This is a genomic window from Nocardia sp. PLKS1-43 (assembly GCF_059510335.1).
Map to the genome: position 1 here is coordinate 1 of NZ_JCAJZQ010000016.1, position 17,088 is coordinate 17,088.

The 17,088-nt window shown below is 69.4% G+C and carries 13 protein-coding genes; all 13 read right to left on the reverse strand.

Translation table 11 applies throughout. The features are described 5' to 3' along the window. A partial coding sequence (locus tag AC5WS7_RS35590; protein ID WP_495959037.1) for a hypothetical protein occupies positions 1–383 on the reverse strand: 383 nt, incomplete at its 3' end. Between the two features lie 183 nt (positions 384–566). Next, positions 567–1,319 carry a YggS family pyridoxal phosphate-dependent enzyme gene (locus AC5WS7_RS35595; protein WP_495959038.1) on the reverse strand — a complete coding sequence of 251 codons (753 nt, stop codon included), beginning with the start codon at positions 1,317–1,319 and terminating at the stop codon, positions 567–569. Positions 1,320–1,458: 139 nt separating this feature from the next. Further along, the gene (gene pgeF / locus AC5WS7_RS35600) at positions 1,459–2,196 is read right to left on the reverse strand and encodes a peptidoglycan editing factor PgeF (protein ID WP_495959039.1); all 738 of its coding nucleotides are present in this window, start codon (positions 2,194–2,196) and stop codon (positions 1,459–1,461) included. Positions 2,197–2,771: 575 nt separating this feature from the next. Next, entirely contained in the window at positions 2,772–4,004 is a 1,233-nt protein-coding gene (gene ftsZ, locus AC5WS7_RS35605; RefSeq protein ID WP_040821144.1) for a cell division protein FtsZ, read from the reverse strand. 365 nt (positions 4,005–4,369) lie between these two features. Next, positions 4,370–5,044 carry a cell division protein FtsQ/DivIB gene (locus tag AC5WS7_RS35610; RefSeq protein ID WP_495959040.1) on the reverse strand — a complete coding sequence of 225 codons (675 nt, stop codon included), beginning with the start codon at positions 5,042–5,044 and terminating at the stop codon, positions 4,370–4,372. A gap of 5 nt (positions 5,045–5,049) precedes the next feature. Further along, a complete protein-coding gene (gene murC, locus AC5WS7_RS35615; RefSeq protein WP_495959041.1) occupies positions 5,050–6,555 on the reverse strand; it encodes a UDP-N-acetylmuramate--L-alanine ligase in 1,506 nt (501 codons plus the stop codon). After that, the gene (murG, locus tag AC5WS7_RS35620; RefSeq protein WP_495959042.1) at positions 6,552–7,712 is read right to left on the reverse strand and encodes an undecaprenyldiphospho-muramoylpentapeptide beta-N-acetylglucosaminyltransferase; all 1,161 of its coding nucleotides are present in this window, start codon (positions 7,710–7,712) and stop codon (positions 6,552–6,554) included. Before murG ends, murC begins: the two co-directional genes overlap by 4 nt. After that, on the reverse strand, positions 7,709–9,127 hold the full coding sequence (gene ftsW / locus AC5WS7_RS35625) for a putative lipid II flippase FtsW (protein WP_495959043.1): 1,419 nt from the start codon (positions 9,125–9,127) through the stop codon (positions 7,709–7,711). Before ftsW ends, murG begins: the two co-directional genes overlap by 4 nt. Before the next feature lie 64 nt (positions 9,128–9,191). Continuing rightward, positions 9,192–10,640 (reverse strand): UDP-N-acetylmuramoyl-L-alanine--D-glutamate ligase, encoded by a 1,449-nt coding sequence (gene murD, locus AC5WS7_RS35630; RefSeq protein WP_495959207.1) that lies wholly within the window; start codon positions 10,638–10,640, stop codon positions 9,192–9,194. Between the two features lie 49 nt (positions 10,641–10,689). Next, entirely contained in the window at positions 10,690–11,766 is a 1,077-nt protein-coding gene (gene mraY, locus AC5WS7_RS35635) for a phospho-N-acetylmuramoyl-pentapeptide-transferase (protein ID WP_495959044.1), read from the reverse strand. Next, positions 11,763–13,322: a UDP-N-acetylmuramoyl-tripeptide--D-alanyl-D-alanine ligase gene (locus AC5WS7_RS35640; protein WP_495959045.1), complete on the reverse strand. Its 1,560-nt coding sequence runs from the start codon at positions 13,320–13,322 to the stop codon at positions 11,763–11,765. The genes mraY and AC5WS7_RS35640 overlap by 4 nt, the downstream gene beginning before the upstream one ends. Further along, positions 13,319–15,034, reverse strand: coding sequence for a UDP-N-acetylmuramoyl-L-alanyl-D-glutamate--2,6-diaminopimelate ligase (locus tag AC5WS7_RS35645; protein WP_495959046.1), 1,716 nt, complete (start codon positions 15,032–15,034; stop codon positions 13,319–13,321). Before AC5WS7_RS35645 ends, AC5WS7_RS35640 begins: the two co-directional genes overlap by 4 nt. Positions 15,035–15,209: 175 nt before the next feature. Then, entirely contained in the window at positions 15,210–17,012 is a 1,803-nt protein-coding gene (locus tag AC5WS7_RS35650; protein ID WP_495959047.1) for a peptidoglycan D,D-transpeptidase FtsI family protein, read from the reverse strand. Positions 17,013–17,088 lie beyond the last annotated feature (76 nt).

Below are 17,088 nucleotides of genomic sequence, written 5' to 3' on the forward strand. Positions count from 1 at the left end.
TCCACCTCGCTAGCGCTCGGCTCCAGCACGAGCACGCTCGTGGCAGCCCTTGTCATCCGCTCGCTGCGCTCGCCGATGGCCTCCACCTCGCCAGCGCCCGGCTCCAACACGAGCACGCTCGTGGCAGCCCTTGTCATCCGCTCGCTGCGCTCGCCGATGGCCTCCACCTCGCCAGCGCCCGGCTCCAACACGAGCACGCTCGTGGCAGCCCTTGTCATCCGCTCGCCGATGGCCTCCACCTCGCCAGCGCCCGGCTCCAACACGAGCACGCTCGTGGCAGCCCTTGTCATCCGCTCGCCGATGGCCTCCACCTCGCCAGCGCCCGGCTCCAGCACGAGCACGCTCGTGGCCGACCCCTTCATACGCTCGCGGCGCTCGCTCATGCCTCCACCTCGCTGACGCCCTCCCGCACGAGCACGCTCGTGACTGCCTCGACGACTCGCTCGCTGCGCTCGCTCATCCTGGTCGACCTTCCTACGGCCCCGGTTGACCTGGGGTGTTGAAGACTTGCCCAATCCTGGCAGTCTCAAGCATATGTTTCGAATGTGACTGCTGAGGTTTGTTTGCTATCCCGAGGTTATCGGTCGAGCGCCCATCAAGTCAGTACCGACACGCACACAGGTGGACCCGTGTCGAATCGCCGCCTCGAGGTCTCCCGACATGCCTGCGGACAGTTCGGTCCCCGCGGGGTGTCGCGCCAGAAATCGGACATGCAGCTCGGCCAGCCGGGCGAACTCGGCATCCGGGTCCGACTCCAGCGGAGGAATCGCCATCAGACCCGCGAGCTGCAGATTCTCCAACCCCGCGACATGGTCCGCGAGTTCGGGCAAATCGCCCGGCGCGATGCCGCCGCGGCCCGGATCGCGATCGAGCCCGACCTGGAGCAGAACCCGCACCGGCGTATCCCGCAAACCCGCCTCCCGAGCGGCCCGCACACCCGCGTCAAGAGCCGTTGCCAGCCGGGCGCTGTCCACCGAATGGACGGTATGCGCCCATCGCGCAACCGCTTTGGCCTTGTTGCGTTGCAGACGGCCGATCATGTGCCATTCGACACCGGGCAGATCGGATAATTCCGCCGCCTTCGCGGTCGCCTCCTGCTCGCGCGATTCGCCGAATTCGCGCCGCCCCAGCCGGTACAGGATCGCCACGTCCGAGGCCGGGAAGAACTTCGTCACCGGCAGCAAGCGGACCTGCGCCGGATCACGCCCGGCCGCGCGACAGGCCGCCTCGATACGTCCGAGCAACCCGTCCAGCGCGGTCGAGAGCTCCTCGGCCCGCGTGCCGGATTCCGCAGTGGCCCTACCGAATTCGCCGATCATGATTCCTCTCCCTCGAATGCGATTCGTATCACGATCCACCCGGGCGTGTCCCGTCGATTTCCCGACGTGGACTGCCCGCTCGCACACCCCGCGACCGGACGTGCCGGATGCGGGGCGCGATGCCGGCGCCGCGGCCGGATCAGACCGGAGAATCCGCGGGTTCGCGCCAGATCACCCCGGCGATGCGACCGGTCGGCGCGCCGCGGCGGTGGCTGAACAGTGTGGTGTCCTCGATCGTGCAGCGCGGATCGACCGCGATCGCGCCGACACCCGCCGCCTCGAGCTGACGGCGAATGCCCGCGCGCAGATCCAGGCCGGGAGTGCCCTGCGCGGTGGTTGTCGCGCTGCCGGGCAGGTGGGCCTCGACGTCCGCACGCATCGCGGCGGGCACCTCGTACCGCGCCCCGCCGGCGGCCGGGCCCAGGAACGCGCCGATACGTTCGGGCTGCGCGCCCACCGAGATCATCGCCTCCAGCACCCTCGGCACGATCCCGATCCGCGCACCGACGCGACCGGCGTGCACGGCTGCGATCACCCCGGCCTCGTCATCGGACAGCAGCAGCGGTACGCAGTCCGCGGTCAGCACCACCAGCGCGAGCTCCGGGACGGTGGTCACCAGCGCATCGGTCACCGGCACCGGTTCGGCCTGCGGGCCGTCCACGATCGTCACCGTGCGGCTGTGCACCTGTTCCATCCAGACCAGCCGCTCCGGCGCCAGCCCGATGCCCTCCGCCAGCCGAACCCGGTTGCGCCGCACCGCCTCCGGATCATCACCGACGTGATCACCCAGATTGAACGAGTCGTACGGCGCGCGGGAGAACCCACCGGCACGGGTGGTCGTCACCCGCCTGGTGCGCATGAGCTGTTGCGTTGGCATACCCCGAGATTAATCGTCCCGACGACGGCAATTCGTGTCGGCAACCTGAGAAAACCCATAGCAGTCCGGACCTCGCGCCGACGCGGCAACCGATCTCGCGCCGGGCACCGGCACACATCGAGTACCCCCGACCCGCGACTCGGTGCCCGACCGTCGGTCCGCGGCCGACTCTTCTCACACCCGACGAGAAGCACGATGGAACACCATCCAGCACCCACCGCTGATCGAACAGGTCCACATGCGGAACTACTTACCGCAGCGCGCAACTCGATGCCCAACCGGCGGCCCGCGTCCGACTGTCCTCGCCCCGACAGGAAGCACGGCGGAACAGGCACTCATCAAGAACTACATACCGCCGCCGCCCAACCCGCTGCCCAACCAGCCGCCCCCGACCGACTCTCCTCACACCCGACAACAAACACGGCGGAACAGGCACTCACCAGGAACTACTTGTCGCCGCCGCGCAACTCGACGCCAACCGGCAGCCCCCGACCGACTCTCCTCACACCGACGAAAAGCATGGTGGAACAATCGAGCACCCGCTCCTACGGGAACGGGTGCTCATCGGGAACTGCTTACCGTCGCATGAACGAAGGCACGTCGACGTCGTCGTCGGTGTCCTCGTCGGGCGGCTGGATGTGGCTGCGGGAGTTGTGCGCGACCGTGGGCTCGACGGCCGGGCGGGGTTCGTAGGACGGCGCGGGGCCGCGGGAGACCGGGGCCGGGGTGGCGGGCGGAGGTGCCGGGTCCGCGGTGCGGCTCGGGAAATCGGTGCCGCGACTGTGGGTTTGGCCGACCTCGCCGGCCCGCGCCGAGCCGATCGTGGAGCGGGTGACCGGCGCGTCCAGGCGACGGGTCGGGGCACCGCTGTCGAAGCCCGCCGCGATCACCGTGACGCGCACCTCGTCACCGAGCGAATCGTCGATGACCGTGCCGAAGATGATGTTCGCCTCGATGTGTGCGGCCTCCTGCACCAGTGAGGCGGCCTCGTTGATCTCGAACAGACCCAGATCCGATCCACCCGCGATCGAGAGCAGCACGCCGTGCGCTCCGTCCATCGACGCCTCCAGCAGCGGCGAGTTGATCGCCGCCTCGGCCGCCTTGACCGAACGGCCCTCGCCGCGCGAGGAGCCGATGCCCATCAGGGCCGAGCCCGCCCCGGACATGACGCTCTTCACGTCGGCGAAGTCGACGTTGATCAGGCCGGGCGTGGTGATCAGATCGGTGATGCCCTGAACACCGTTGAGCAGCACCTCGTCCGCGGATCGGAAGGCGTCCATCAGGCTGACCGCCGCGTCGCCCAGCTGCAACAGCCGGTCGTTCGGGATGACGATCAGGGTGTCGCAGGATTCGCGCAGCGCCTGTATTCCGGCCTCGGCCTGATTGCTGCGCCGCTTGCCCTCGAAGGAGAACGGGCGCGTCACCACGCCGATGGTCAGGGCGCCGAGCTTGCGGGCGATGCTGGCCACCACCGGCGCGCCGCCGGTGCCCGTGCCGCCGCCCTCACCGGCGGTGACGAAGACCATGTCGGCGCCCTTGAGCACCTCTTCGATCTCGTCCTTGTGATCCTCGGCGGCCTTGCGGCCCACCTCCGGATCCGCACCGGCGCCGAGGCCGCGGGTGAGTTCACGCCCGACGTCGAGCTTGACGTCCGCATCACTCATCAGCAGCGCCTGGGCGTCGGTGTTGACGGCGATGAACTCGACTCCCTTGAGTCCCTGTTCGATCATTCGGTTGACGGCGTTCACGCCGCCGCCGCCGATACCGACGACCTTGATCACTGCAAGGTAGTTGTGCGGGGGCGTCATGGGCTCTCGCCTTCCTTCGATCTAAAGCCTGTCGTTTGTGGATTCCCGGCAGAGCGCCGAGCCCGCGGATGGTTTCGATCCGGCTAACCCGGGCTCCCGCCCGAGCAAACCCTCAACCTCAACCATAGGGTTGGCGTTATGTCAAGTATCCGACTGCTGCGGAACGCTATTCGTACCCGCCGCAATCCGCGCGCAGGCGCGCCGACGCGAGAACCAGAATCTTGTGCGATCCGTCTCGTCCGAGCCCGCCCCGCATCGTATCGCGAACAGCCGCTCCAGGCAGGGGGAATCGTCACCGGCGCCCCCGACGATTCCGGGCGTATCGCGATACGCACCGAAAACACCAACGGCACAACGGGTATCACTCACCTTACCGTGACCAGATCCGGAGTCGAAACGTCGTATACCTGTCCGGGCCGAGTCAGCACCGGTACGACCACCTCGGCCTTGCGCGCCGAATCGGCCGCGCCACCCCACAGTACGGTCCGCCCATCTCGCAGTTTCAGCTCGATATCCGAAACCGACCGCGCCACAACCTCACCCACCTGCCCCCGCAAACCCGGCGAGGCCGCGGTGAGCACCGTCACCGCCGCGCGAGTGACCGGGTCGCTACCGCCCGGACGGCCGGCGGTCAACTTCGGCACGCCGGGAGGCGCTGGCTCGATGGCGAATTCGACGCCGTCCGCGTCCAGCAGGTGCGCGCCCTGCGGAGAATCGAAGTACAGGACCGCGGTGCGTTCCACGACGCTCACCCGGACCGCCGAGGGGAACACCCGCCGCACCCGCACCGCATGCACCTTGGGAATCGCCGCCACCCGGTGCGCGATCTCCTCGGTGTTCAGGCGCAACATCGACACGCCCCCGGGGACCTGCGCCGCATCGCGCACCTGCTTCTCGGGCACCGTCACCAGGCCCTCGATCGTGACCGTGCGCACCGCGAGCACCGGGGTGAACCACGCCACGAGCGCCAGCACGACCACGACTCCGGCAACCGCCAAGCCCGACAGGACCATTCGACGCGACGGCGGTCGCAGGCGCATCGCGATCATCGTCCGGCGGGCGGGCGCACCCGCAATCCGTCGAGGATCTGCCCGCCGAGCATCGTCACATCGCCCGCGCCCATCGTGATCACCACATCACCCGGGCGGGCCAGTCCGGCGGCCTGACGGCCCACCCGGGACATATCGGGTTGGTAGTGCACAGGTTTGGAAACCGACTTGGCCACCAGCGCGCCGTTGACGCCCGGCAGCGGCTTCTCCCGCGCGCCGTACACGTCGAGCACGACGACCTCGTCCGCGACATCCAGGGCCGCGCCGAACTCGGTCGCGAATGTCGCGGTGCGGCTGTACAAATGGGGCTGGAACACCACGATCACCCGGCCCTGGCGCGAGCGGGCGCCGTCGGCGGCCTCCTGCCGCACCAACTCGGCCGCCGCGCCGAGCACCGCGCGCACCTCGGTCGGATGGTGGGCGTAGTCGTCGAACACCCGCACGCCGTTCTCCCGGCCGACGAACTGGAAGCGCCGGTGCACTCCGCCGAAACCCTCCAGGCCCTGCAGTACCTCGCCGAGATCGGCGCCGGCGTCCCGCGCGGCCAGCAGGGCGGCAAGGGCATTGAGGGCCATGTGCCGGCCGGGCACCGACAGCCGCAGCGTGCGCGGGGACGATTCGTCGGCGAGCTGGAAGGTCACCACCCCGCCCACATCGCGCGGTTGCCAGGACAGCAGCCGCACCCCCACCGGGACGGGAGCGTCGGCCAGATCGCCGGAGCCGTAACCCGATACGCGGATGTCCAGGTCGTCCAGACGAGCCGCGACCCGCTCGGCCAGCGCACGCGACCCCGGATCGTCCAGGCACACCACCAGCAGCCCGCCGGGCGTGAGCCGGTCCACGAAATCGTCGAAGACCTGAACGTACGCCTCGTCGGTGCCGAAGAAATCCAGATGGTCCGATTCGATGTTGGTGACCACCGCGACGTCCGGATCGTATTGCAGCAGTGAGCCGTCCGACTCGTCCGCCTCGGCCACGAAATAGCCGCCGGTTCCGTGGTGGGCGTTGGTGCCCGCCTCGTTCAGCTCACCGCCCACCGCGAAGGACGGATCGAAACCGCAGTGCTGCAACGACACCACGAGCATCGAGGTCGTGGAGGTCTTGCCGTGCGTGCCGGACACCAGCAGCGTGTGATGGCCGCGCATCAGTTCGGCGAGTACGGCCGGGCGCAGCAGCACCGGCACGCCACGCCGGGCGGCTTCGACCAGTTCGGGATTGGTCTTCGGGATGGCCGCGAAGGTGGTGACCACCGCGCTGGGCCCGCCGGGCAGCAGATCCAGCGCCCCGGCGTCGTGCCCGATCCGGACCTGCGCGCCACGGGCGCGCAGGGCGAGCACGCCGCGACTCTCCTTGGCGTCGGAGCCGGAGACCGAGCCGCCGCGGGCGAGCAGAATCCGGGCGATCCCGGACATCCCGGCCCCGCCGATGCCGACCATGTGCACCCGCTGCAGCAGCGGCGGTAGCTCACCGACCTCGACGGTCGCGTCCTTGTCCTCGGTCATCGCCCGGCTACCTCCACCACGATCCGCGCCACCGCGTCGGCGGCGTCCCGATGCCCGGCCCCGGCGGCGGCCACGGACATCTGTGACAGCCGCGCCGGGTCGGTGAGCAGCGGAATCACCTCATCCATCACATATTTCGCGGTCAACTCCGCGTCGGCGACGATCCGGCCGCCGCCCTTCGCCACGATCGGGCGCGCATTGAGTTCCTGCTCACCGTTACCGTGCGGCAGCGGCACATAGAACGCGGGCAGCCCGACCGCCGACACCTCGGCCACCGTCATCGCACCCGAACGGCACACCGCCGCGTCGGCGGCCGCGTAGGCCAGATCCATGCGCGATACATACGGCAGCGCAACATATTTCGCGATGTCACCGGCAGCGGGCTCGGCGACCTGCACGGTGTTCTTCGGCCCGTGCGCGTGCAGGACCGAAATTCCCGCGGCCAGCAGCTGCGGCGCCGCGGCCGAGACTGCCTCGTTGAGCGTGCGCGCACCCTGCGAACCACCGAACACCAGCAGTACCGGCCCGTCGGCGGGCAGCCCGAAATGTTCCCGCGCCTGCGCGCGCAGACCCGCCCGATCCATCGTCGCGATCGACTCGCGCACCGGAATCCCGACGATCTCCGCATCGCCGTGGCCGGACGCCCGCACCCCCGAATTCGCCACCGCGGCCAGCACGCGTGCGGCCCGGCGCGCGCCGACCTTGTTCGCGATACCCGCCTTCACATTCGCCTCGTGCACCACAACCGGCACCGATCGGCGTCCGCGCAGCCCGCGCCCGGCAGCGAGATAGGCGGGCAGGGCCACATAACCGCCGAAACCGACGATCACATCGGCCTCGACCGCATCGATCACCGCCCGGGCGCGCGCGACCGCTGCCCGCACCCGGCCGGGCAGCCGCAGCAGATCAGCGGTCGGCTTACGCGGCAGCGGGACCGGTGGAATCAGCTCGAGCGGATAGCCGCGCTCGGGCACCAGAGTCGTCTCGAGTCCGCGCTCGGTGCCCAGCGCCGTGATGCGGATGCCCGGATCGAGGCGGCGCAGCGCATCCGCGACCGCCATGGCCGGTTCGATATGACCGGCGGTGCCACCGCCCGCGACGATCACCGAAAGCGCCCGTCCCCCGGTGCCGGGCCCGACGCCGCCGCTACTGGTCACCTGGATTTACCCCGTTCTCTCGCATGTGTCGTCCGATAGCTGGGCTCCCAGGCCCGCGTGGTCCGCAACGAGGCGGTGCCGCGGCGTTCGCGCCGTGCGGAATCCGAATCTACCCGTCGACGAGCCGGTGGCAATTCGCGCCGCGACGCCGACGGCCGGGGCCTGCCGCGAGTGCGCGCCGCCGCGCTGCGCGACGGCGGATACATCTCGGGCTTGGGCAGCCGCAGCAGACGGCTGAACCGGCCGTCCTGTCCGGCGTGCAGGGCCGCGACGGCCTCGGGTTCGTGCCGTGCGGCACTGGCGATGATGCCGAACATCAGCAGCGTGATCGCCAGCGAGGAACCGCCCGCCGAGACCAGCGGCAGCTGCAGGCCGGTCACCGGCAGCAGACCCACCACATAGCCGATGTTGATCAGCGCCTGGCCGGTGATCCAGGTCGTCGCGGTGGCGACCAACAGCCGCAGGAACGGATCCGCCGAACGGCTCGCGATCCGCAGGCCGGTGTAGACGAACAGCGCGAACAGGCCGAGCACCAGGGCGCAACCGAGAAAGCCGAGTTCCTCGCCGATGATGGCGAAGATGAAGTCGTTGTGCGCGTTGGGCAGATAACTCCACTTGGCCCGGCTCTGCCCGAGGCCGCGACCCCAGATCCCGCCGTCGGCCAGGGAGAACATCGCCTGGCGCGCCTGATAGCCGATCCCCTGCGGGTCGTCACCGGGGTTGAAGAACGCGCGCATGCGGTCCGAGCGGTACCCGGCCGTCATCGCCAGCACCAGCGCGGCCACCACACCCGAGGCGCCGATCGCGACGAACAACCGCACCGGCAGCCCGCCGAACCACAGCAACGCCACCAGGATGATGCCCACCGCGATCGTGGTGGACAGGTTCGGTTCCAGCACGATCAGCAGACAGCACAGCAGCCCCGCCGGAACCAGCGGCATCAGGATCTCTTTGTACCCGGCGTTCTCCGCGCGGCGCGTGGCCAGCAGATGCGCGCCCCAGATGATCAGGGTGACCTTGACGATCTCGGAGGGCTGCACGTGGATGAAACCGATATCGAACCAGCGCCGCGAACCCTGCGCCTGCGTGCCGATGCCCGGAATCAGCACCAGAACCAGTGCCAGGACCGACACCGCGAACACCGGAAAGGACAGTCGGCGCAGGGTACGGAACGGAATTCGCAACGCGAGGTAGAACAGCACCGCGCCCAGCACGGCGAACATCAGCTGCTGGATGAACAGCGAGTAGGCCGACCCGTCGTCGGCGTACGACTCCACGCTCGACGCCGAGAGCACCATCACCAGCCCCAGCACGGTGAGCAGGGTGGCGATCGTGACGACCAGGTGGAACGAGGCGAGCGGACGCGCCAGCCAGGCACCGAACCACGTACCCGAACCCTTGCGCGCCTTGGTCATCGAGCCTCCCGCCGCGCGGCGAGCCCCGGGCCCGCCGCGCGCGTCGTCGCCTCGTCACCCCCGGTCACCGAGGGCTCCCGATATCTCCTTCGTCCAGCGCCTGCACCGCCGCGACGAAACTGCGTCCCCGGTGGGTGTAGTCGGCGAACATGTCCAGTGACGCCGCCGCCGGAGCGAGCAGTACCGTGTCGCCGTTGGTGGCGTATCCGGCGGCGATCCGCACGGCCCGCGCCATGACCGCGTCCGCCCCATCGATCTCGGACGTGAGTTCCGCACCCATCCCAGCATCGTCACCCGAACCGAGCTCGACGACCGGGACATCGGGGGCGTGTCGCGCCATTGCGGCGGCGATGACCGGGGCGTCCTTGCCCAGCAGCACCACCGCGACCAGACGTTCGGCCACCTCTTCGACCAGATCGTCCACGTGCGCACCCTTGAGCAGTCCGCCGGCGATCCAGACGACCTGGGCGTGCGCCTGGATCGAGGACCGGGCCGCATGCGGATTGGTGGCCTTGGAATCGTCGACGAACTCCACGCCCGACAGCTCGCGCACCGAGGCCGCGCGATGCGGGCCCACCTTGTGCTCCTGCAAACCCTCTTTCACGAATTGCGGTGCGACATCGATGGATCGGGTCAGCGCGGCCGCGGCCAGCGCATCGGCCACACCCGCCGGACCCGGCGGGCTGATATCGCGTACCTCGGCGAGGATTGCGGCCTTGGTGAACGCGCGATCGAGCAGTTTGCCGTCCACGACGCCGAGTTCGCCGTCGGCGGGGACGCCGACGCGGAAGCCGACCGTGCGCCGGGCTCGGGATTTGCGCGCGAGCGCCGCGGCCACCGGATCGTCCAGGCCGACGACGCCGACCCGGCCGACCAGTGCCCGCGCCTTCGCCGCCGCGTACGCGTCCAGGCCGCCGTGCCAATCCAGGTGATCCTCGGCCACATTCAGCACCACGCCGGCCTCCGGACGCACCGAGGGGGCCCAGTGCAACTGGAACGAGGACAGTTCCACCGCGAGCACCTGCGGTCCCGGCGTGCGCCGCAGCGCGTCCAGGATCGGCAGCCCGATATTGCCGCAGGCGACGCTGGCGATGCCTGCCGCCCGCAGGATCGCGTGCGTCATCTGGGTGGTGGTGGTCTTGCCGTTGGTTCCGGTGATCACCAGCCATTTACGCACCGGCCCGTACAGCCGCGCCTGATCGACCCACCAGGCGAATTCGACGTCGCCCCAGACCGGTACGCCCTCGGCGACCGCGGTGGCCAGCACCGGAGAGTCCGGCCGCCAGCCCGGACTCGTGATCACCAGCGCGAAGCGATCGAGCCCGCCGGGTTCGAGCAGGCTCTCACCGGTGGCCGTGTCCAGGCCCAGTTCGGCGGCCTCGGCCATCGCCTTCGCGCCGGCGTCGGTGACCACCGGGGTGGCGCCGATATCGCGCAGCGGATCGATCAGGGAGCGACCCGATATGCCCCAGCCGGCCACCAGAACGTCACGGCCACGCAGGAATTCGAGCATGGGGCCCGGCGATCGCAGGGCCCGCGGAGTGTGTTCGACCATTGCTGCTTTACCCGACCTGAGAGAGGTATTCGCTGTAGAACAAGCCCAGTCCGATCGCCGACGCGATGCCCGCGAGCAACCAGAACCGAATGATCACCGTAGTCTCGGCCCATTTGCTGAGTTCGAAGTGGTGGTGGAACGGCGCCATCTTGAACAGCCGGTTGCGGGTGGTGCGGTAGACCGCGACCTGCAGGACCACCGAGGTGGTCTCGGCGACGAACAGCGCGCCGATCACGATCATCAGCAGTTCGGTGCGCGAGAGCAGGGACAGCCCCGCGATCAGCCCGCCGAGCGCCAGCGAGCCGGTGTCGCCCATGAAGATCTTCGCCGGAGCCGCGTTCCACCACAGGAATCCGATGCAGGCGGCCGCACCCGCGGCGCAGATCAGGGCCAGATCCAGCGGGTCGCGCACGTTGTAACAGCCCGCCTCGGCGTGCACCGAACAGGCGTTGCGGTACTGCCAGAAGGTGATGATCACGTACGCGCCCAGGACCAGGCTCATGGAGCCGGCGGCCAGGCCGTCCAGACCGTCGGTGAGGTTCACCGCGTTGGACCAGGCGACCACCACCAGGCAGACGAAGGCCAGGAAGATGATCACCCCCATCGAAACGGTGGTGATGTCGCGGACGTAGGACAGATGACGACTGGCCGGTGTCTGCTTGTTCGCGCCCGGGAACTGCAGCGCGAGCACGCCGAATACCACCGCGGCGGAAAGCTGTCCGATGTACTTGCCCGCCGCGGTGAGGCCGAGGTTGCGGCCCTTGCGCAATTTGATGAAGTCATCGATGAAACCGACCGCGCCGAGTGCGGTGGTCAGCGCGAGCACCAACAGTCCCGAAACCGTCGGTCCCTCAGCGCGATAGCCGATACCGATCAGATGTGAGCCCCAGTAGCCGGCCCACAGTCCGGCCAGGATCGCCACGCCGCCCATCGTCGGGGTTCCGCGCTTGGCCTGATGACTGGCCGGCCCGTCGATCCGGATCTCCTGGCCGAAACCGCGTTTGGCGAACATCCGGATCAGCAACGGCGTCAACAGGATCGATACCGCCAACGCGATCGCCGCCGCGAAAAGAATCTGCCTCATCGGCCCGCTTCCGTGTCCACAGGAGGCACTTCCGAGCCCTCCGTACCGGCGCCGGGCGCTGCGATGCCCGGCGCGAGATGCTCTGCCACCGCCCACAGTCCGACGGAATTGGATGCCTTGACCAGCACCACGTCGTCGGCCGCGAGCTCATCGTCGAGCACCTCGAGTGCGGCAGCGATATCGGGAACCAGGATCGACTCCTCACCCCAGGAGCCCTCCATCACCGCACCCTGATGCAGTGCGTGCGAGGGCCGTCCGGTGCCGACCACGATGAGCCGGTCCACGTCCAGCCGGACCGCCAAGCGGCCGATGCGATCGTGTTCGACCACCGAATCCGCACCCAGCTCGGCCATTTCGCCGAGCACCGCCCAGCTGCGCCGCTTCCCGCCCGCAGCGCCGTGCGCACCCGCACGGGCCATGGTCACCAACGCCTTGAGCGCCGCGCGCACCGAATCCGGATTGGCGTTGTACGAATCGTTCACGATCGTGACGCCGTCCGCGCGGGTGCGCACATCCATCCGGTGTTTGGACGCGGCCCGCGCACTCGACAGCGATCGCGCGACCATTTCGACGTCCGCACCGCACTCGAGCGCCACCGCCGCCGCGGACAACGCGTTGGCGACCTGGTGCTCGCCGTGCACCCCCAGATGCACCGCGGCCTCGGAACCCTTGGCGCGCAACGTGAACCGGGCACGTGCGGACTCGTCGAGTTGTACGTCCAGGGCCCGCACGCCGGCGGTCTCGGACTGCCCGGCGGTCACCACCCGCGCCACGGTGCGCGAGGCCATGGCGGCCACGTTCGGATCGTCGGCGTTGAGCACCGCCACCCCGGACGGGCTCAACGCCTCCACCAGTTCGCCCTTGGCCTGCGCGATCGCCTCGCGGCTGCCGAATTCACCCAGATGCGCGGTGCCGACGTTGAGCACCACGCCGATCGACGGGGGCGCGATCTCGGTGAGCGCCTTGATATGTCCGGGCCCGCGTGCGGACAGCTCCAGCACCAGGAAGCGGGTGTTCGAATCGGCGCGCAACGCCGTCCACGGGAAACCCAGTTCGTTGTTGAACGACTCCGGCGGCGCGACCACCTCCCCCAGCGGAGCCAGGACCTGAGCCAGCAGATCCTTGGTCGAGGTCTTGCCGGAGGAACCGGTGACGCCGATGACGGTCAGCTCACCGCCCGTGGCCAGACGATCCACGCTCGCCCGAGCCAGTTTCGCCAGCGCCGCCAGCACCGCGGCCGCCGAGCCGTCGGTGTCGTGGGCCAGCACGTACGCCGAACCGCCCTGGGGCTCGGGCCGCGCGAGCGGGCTCACCACGACGGCGGGCACGCCGACCGGCCGCGCCGCCAGCACCGCGACCGCACCGGCGGCCACCGCGGCGGCGGCGTAGTCGTGACCGTCGGCCCGCGCACCCGGCAACGCCAGGAACAGGTCGCCGGAATTGATTCGGCGCGAATCGAATTCGACCGCACCGGTCACCGTCACCTCGGGATCGGGAACATCGTGCAGCGTGCCGCCGACGATCTCCGCGATTTCCCGCAGGGTCATCTCGATCATGAAACCGTCAGGTCCTTGTCGTCGGGCGCCGATCGCCGGCAGAGGGCCTCCGCCAGCACCTCACGGTCATCGAACGGATACTTCACACCCGCAATCTCCTGCCCTGTCTCATGCCCCTTGCCGGCCACCAGCACCACATCGCCGGACCGGGCCCAGTCCACCGCCGCGGCGATGGCCGCCGCCCGGTCACCGATCTCGGTGACCTCACCGCGTTCGGACTCGGCGATACCGAGCGCTCCCGCGCGGATCGCCGCGCGGATCGCCGCGGGATCCTCGCTGCGCGGATTGTCGTCGGTGATGATCACCAGTTCCGCGCCGCGGGCGGCCGTTGCGCCCATCAGCGGGCGTTTACCCGCGTCACGGTCGCCGCCCGCACCGACGACCACCGCCAGCCGGCCACTCGAACCCTTCAGATATTCGCGCAGTGTCGCGATGACCGATTCGACCGCGGCCGGTTTGTGCGCGTAGTCGACCACGGCCAGGAAATCCTGTCCGCGATCCACGCGCTGCATCCGGCCCGGCACGTCGACCTCGGCCAGCGCCCGCGCGGCGACCCGGGCGTCCACGCCCGCCGCGGCGCACAGCGCGATCGCGAGCAGGCCGTTGGCGATGTTGTAGCGGCCCGGAAGACGCAGCCGCACACCGACTTCCACGACCTCGGCCGAATCGCCGACCGGCTGCGCGCCGGCGGGTCCGGACTCCGCCGGGTCGTTGGTCCGGCCACCCGGGCCGACGGCGGTGAACTGCTGTTCCCCGCCGTCCAGCGTGGTCGCGGCCACCGCGGTCCAATCCGGTTCGGCGCCTTCGCCCGCGGGCCCGAGGCCGGTCGACACCGTCACCACCGGGGCGCGCCCGCCCACCTCGCGGGCCAGACGGCGGCCCCAGGCGTCGTCCACACAGATCACGCAGATCTGCGCGGCCACCGACCGGGACGGCGCGGTGGCCGGGTCTGCCGGCGCGGCGTCCGGGACGAACAGTTTGCGCTTGGCCGCGTAGTAATCCTCGAAATCGGCGTGGAAGTCCAGATGATCCTGGGACAGATTGGTGAACGCGCCCACCGCGAACCGCACACCGTCCACCCGCCCCAGGGCGAGTGCGTGGCTGGACACCTCCATCACCACCGCCTGCACGCCCTGCTCGACCATCAGCGCGAACATCGCGTGCAACTGCGGGGCTTCGGGCGTGGTGAGCGCGCTGGGCACGCGCTGCCCGCCGATCCTGGTCTCGATGGTGCCGATCAGCGCGGTGCGCAGGCCGGCCGCGGAAAGGCCCGCCTCGACCAGATAGGACGTGGTGGTCTTGCCCGAGGTGCCGGTGATACCCAGCACCCGCAACCGGTCCGACGGGTTGCCGTAGATCGCCGCGGACAGCTCGCCCAGCACCGAGCGCGGATTCTCGTGCACCAGTACGGGCACCGAGAGCGCGCCGATCAATTCGGCTCCGGCGGCGTCGGTGAGCACCGCGACCGCGCCGCGCTCGACGGCGTCGGCGGCGAACCGGGCGCCGTGCGCCTGCGCACCGGCGAGTCCGGCGAACAGATCGCCCGCCTGCACGGCATTCGAACGCTGCTCGATTCCGGTGATCACCACCCCGGCGAGCTCGCCGGCGCCGACGCCGGAAAGGCGCGCGCCCGTGAGCTCGACGACCGTCTGCAGCTCCGTCGACGGCGGCACCGCCGGACGCAACACCTGCGGGCTGGGCTGCACGGGCACGAGGCTCCTCTCAGTCACAATGCGGCTCTGCTCGGCAAATCCGCCGCGGACGGGTTTCGGATCGACGAGTCAGGGTACCGACGCCGGATCACAGCCGGGCAACGCGGCTGGGTATTGCGTGGGTCCCTGTGCATGGTATTGGCCCGTCCATTGTGACCCGACACCGCCCGGCCGTTCACATCGCCTGCAGCACAAGCTCTTTCGCCGGGGGCGAGGGCGGTACCCGGTCACGCTGCAACGCCCACGACGCGATGTTGTGGAACAGCGGGGCCGCGGACTGCCCACCGCTGCCGTCGGAGCTGCGCACCGGGGCGTCCAGCATGATACCGATGACGTAGCGCGGGTTGTCCGCCGGCGCCATCCCGGCGAACGTGATCCAGTAGCGGCTCTCCGAGTAGCAGTGGCACGCCGCGTCGATCTGCTGCGCGGTGCCGGTCTTCCCGGCGACCTGGTAGCCCGTGATCGCCGCGGGAGTGCCGGTGCCCTGCTGATAGCCCTCCGGGTCCTTCTGCACGATGGCCTGGAACATCTGCCGCAACGTCTGCGCGGTCCTGGCGCTCACCACCCGGACGCCGTCGGGCTGCTTCTCCTCGGTGCGACTGCCGCCCGGCCCGGTCTCGGATTTCACGATGCGCGGCGGGATCCGCACACCGTCGTTGGCGATCGCCTGATACATCCCGGTCATCTGCAGCAGCGTCATCGATAAGCCCTGTCCGATGGGCAGATTCGCGAAGGTCGAACCGGACCACTGATCGCGCGGCGGAATCCGGCCCGCGCTCTCGCCGGGCAGGCCGACGCCGGTGCGCTGACCGAGTCCGAAGCGCTTCAACATATCCGCGTAGCGGTCCTCGCCGATCTTCTGGGCGAGCATCAGGGTGCCGACGTTCGAGGATTTGCCGAAGATTCCGGTGGTCGTGTACGGCATCACGCCGTGCGACCAGGCGTCGTGCACGGTGACCCCGCCCATCTCGATGCTGCCCGGGACCTGATGCACCTCGTCCGGCGTGGTCAGACCGTATTCGATGGCCGCCGACGCATCGACGATCTTGTTCACCGAACCGGGTTCGAAGGCGTCGGTCACCGAGGGATTGCCCAGATTGGCCGAGCCCCAGAACTGCGGGCCCTTGGCGGGATTGAAGGTGTTGTCGTTGGCCATCGCCAGAACCTGCGCGGTGTGCGCGTCCAGCACCACGACCGAGGCGTCCTGCGCACCGGACATGTCCTTGGCCTGCTGCACCTGTTGCTGCACGTAGTACTGCAGATCCGAGTCGAGGGTGAGCGCCACGTCGGTACCGTTCACCGCGGGATGGCGATTGCGTTCGCTGCCGGGGATCATCGCACCGTCCGAACCCTGGTCGTAGGTGTGCGATCCGTCGGTACCCGCCAGGCTCGAATCCATCGCGGACTCCAGCCCGATCTGCCCGTGCCCGTCCCAGCCGGTGGCGCCGATGACGTTGGCGGCCAGTGAACCACCGGGATAGACCGGCTTGTCGTGACGTTCCTTGCCGACCTCGGGGAATTCGTCGGTGATCTCGGTGGCGATCCGGGGATCGACGTCCTTCACCAGATAGACGAACGAGTCCTTGCTGTTCAGCTCGCTCAGCAGGTCCTGCTCCGACGGAGCGTCCTTGCCGAGCTTGTCGTGAATGACCTTGGCGATGTCCTTCATCCGCTTGTCCGGATCGGGCGCCGCCGAACTCTTGGCGTGTGCCTCGGCGAGTTGCCGACGCACGATGACCGGCTGGAAGTTCAGCCACTGGGTGGCGACGGTGAAGGCCAGCGCCTTGCCGTTGCGGTCGGTGATCGAACCGCGCAGCGCGTAGTCCACCTTGTGCACGGTGCGCTGGTTCGCCGCCTCGGCCGACAGCTTCGGCGCGGAAACCGTTTGGATCCAGAGCAATTGGAGCGCCACCACCAGCAGCGCCACCAGCATCACGATCCGGCCGGTGCCGAACCGTAATCGCGAGGAGGAATCCATACCGGCCCCGCCGCGGGCTCCGGCGCTCCGGCGCGGCCGCGGGCGTGCCGAGCGTGAACTCGACGAGGTACGGCCG

What these genes read in the sequence shown, in the direction of transcription:
- AC5WS7_RS35595 (WP_495959038.1), bottom strand. Translation starts at nt 1,319, where the DNA reads ATGATCGGCGAATTCGGTAGGGCCACTGCGGAATCCGGCACGCGGGCC.
- pgeF (WP_495959039.1), bottom strand. Translation starts at nt 2,196, where the DNA reads ATGCCAACGCAACAGCTCATGCGCACCAGGCGGGTGACGACCACCCGT.
- ftsZ (WP_040821144.1), bottom strand. Translation starts at nt 4,004, where the DNA reads ATGACGCCCCCGCACAACTACCTTGCAGTGATCAAGGTCGTCGGTATC.
- AC5WS7_RS35610 (WP_495959040.1), bottom strand. Translation starts at nt 5,044, where the DNA reads ATGCGCCTGCGACCGCCGTCGCGTCGAATGGTCCTGTCGGGCTTGGCG.
- murC (WP_495959041.1), bottom strand. Translation starts at nt 6,555, where the DNA reads ATGACCGAGGACAAGGACGCGACCGTCGAGGTCGGTGAGCTACCGCCG.
- ftsW (WP_495959043.1), bottom strand. Translation starts at nt 9,127, where the DNA reads ATGACCAAGGCGCGCAAGGGTTCGGGTACGTGGTTCGGTGCCTGGCTG.
- murD (WP_495959207.1), bottom strand. Translation starts at nt 10,640, where the DNA reads ATGCTCGAATTCCTGCGTGGCCGTGACGTTCTGGTGGCCGGCTGGGGC.
- mraY (WP_495959044.1), bottom strand. Translation starts at nt 11,766, where the DNA reads ATGAGGCAGATTCTTTTCGCGGCGGCGATCGCGTTGGCGGTATCGATC.
- AC5WS7_RS35640 (WP_495959045.1), bottom strand. Translation starts at nt 13,322, where the DNA reads ATGATCGAGATGACCCTGCGGGAAATCGCGGAGATCGTCGGCGGCACG.
- AC5WS7_RS35650 (WP_495959047.1), bottom strand. Translation starts at nt 17,012, where the DNA reads ATGGATTCCTCCTCGCGATTACGGTTCGGCACCGGCCGGATCGTGATG.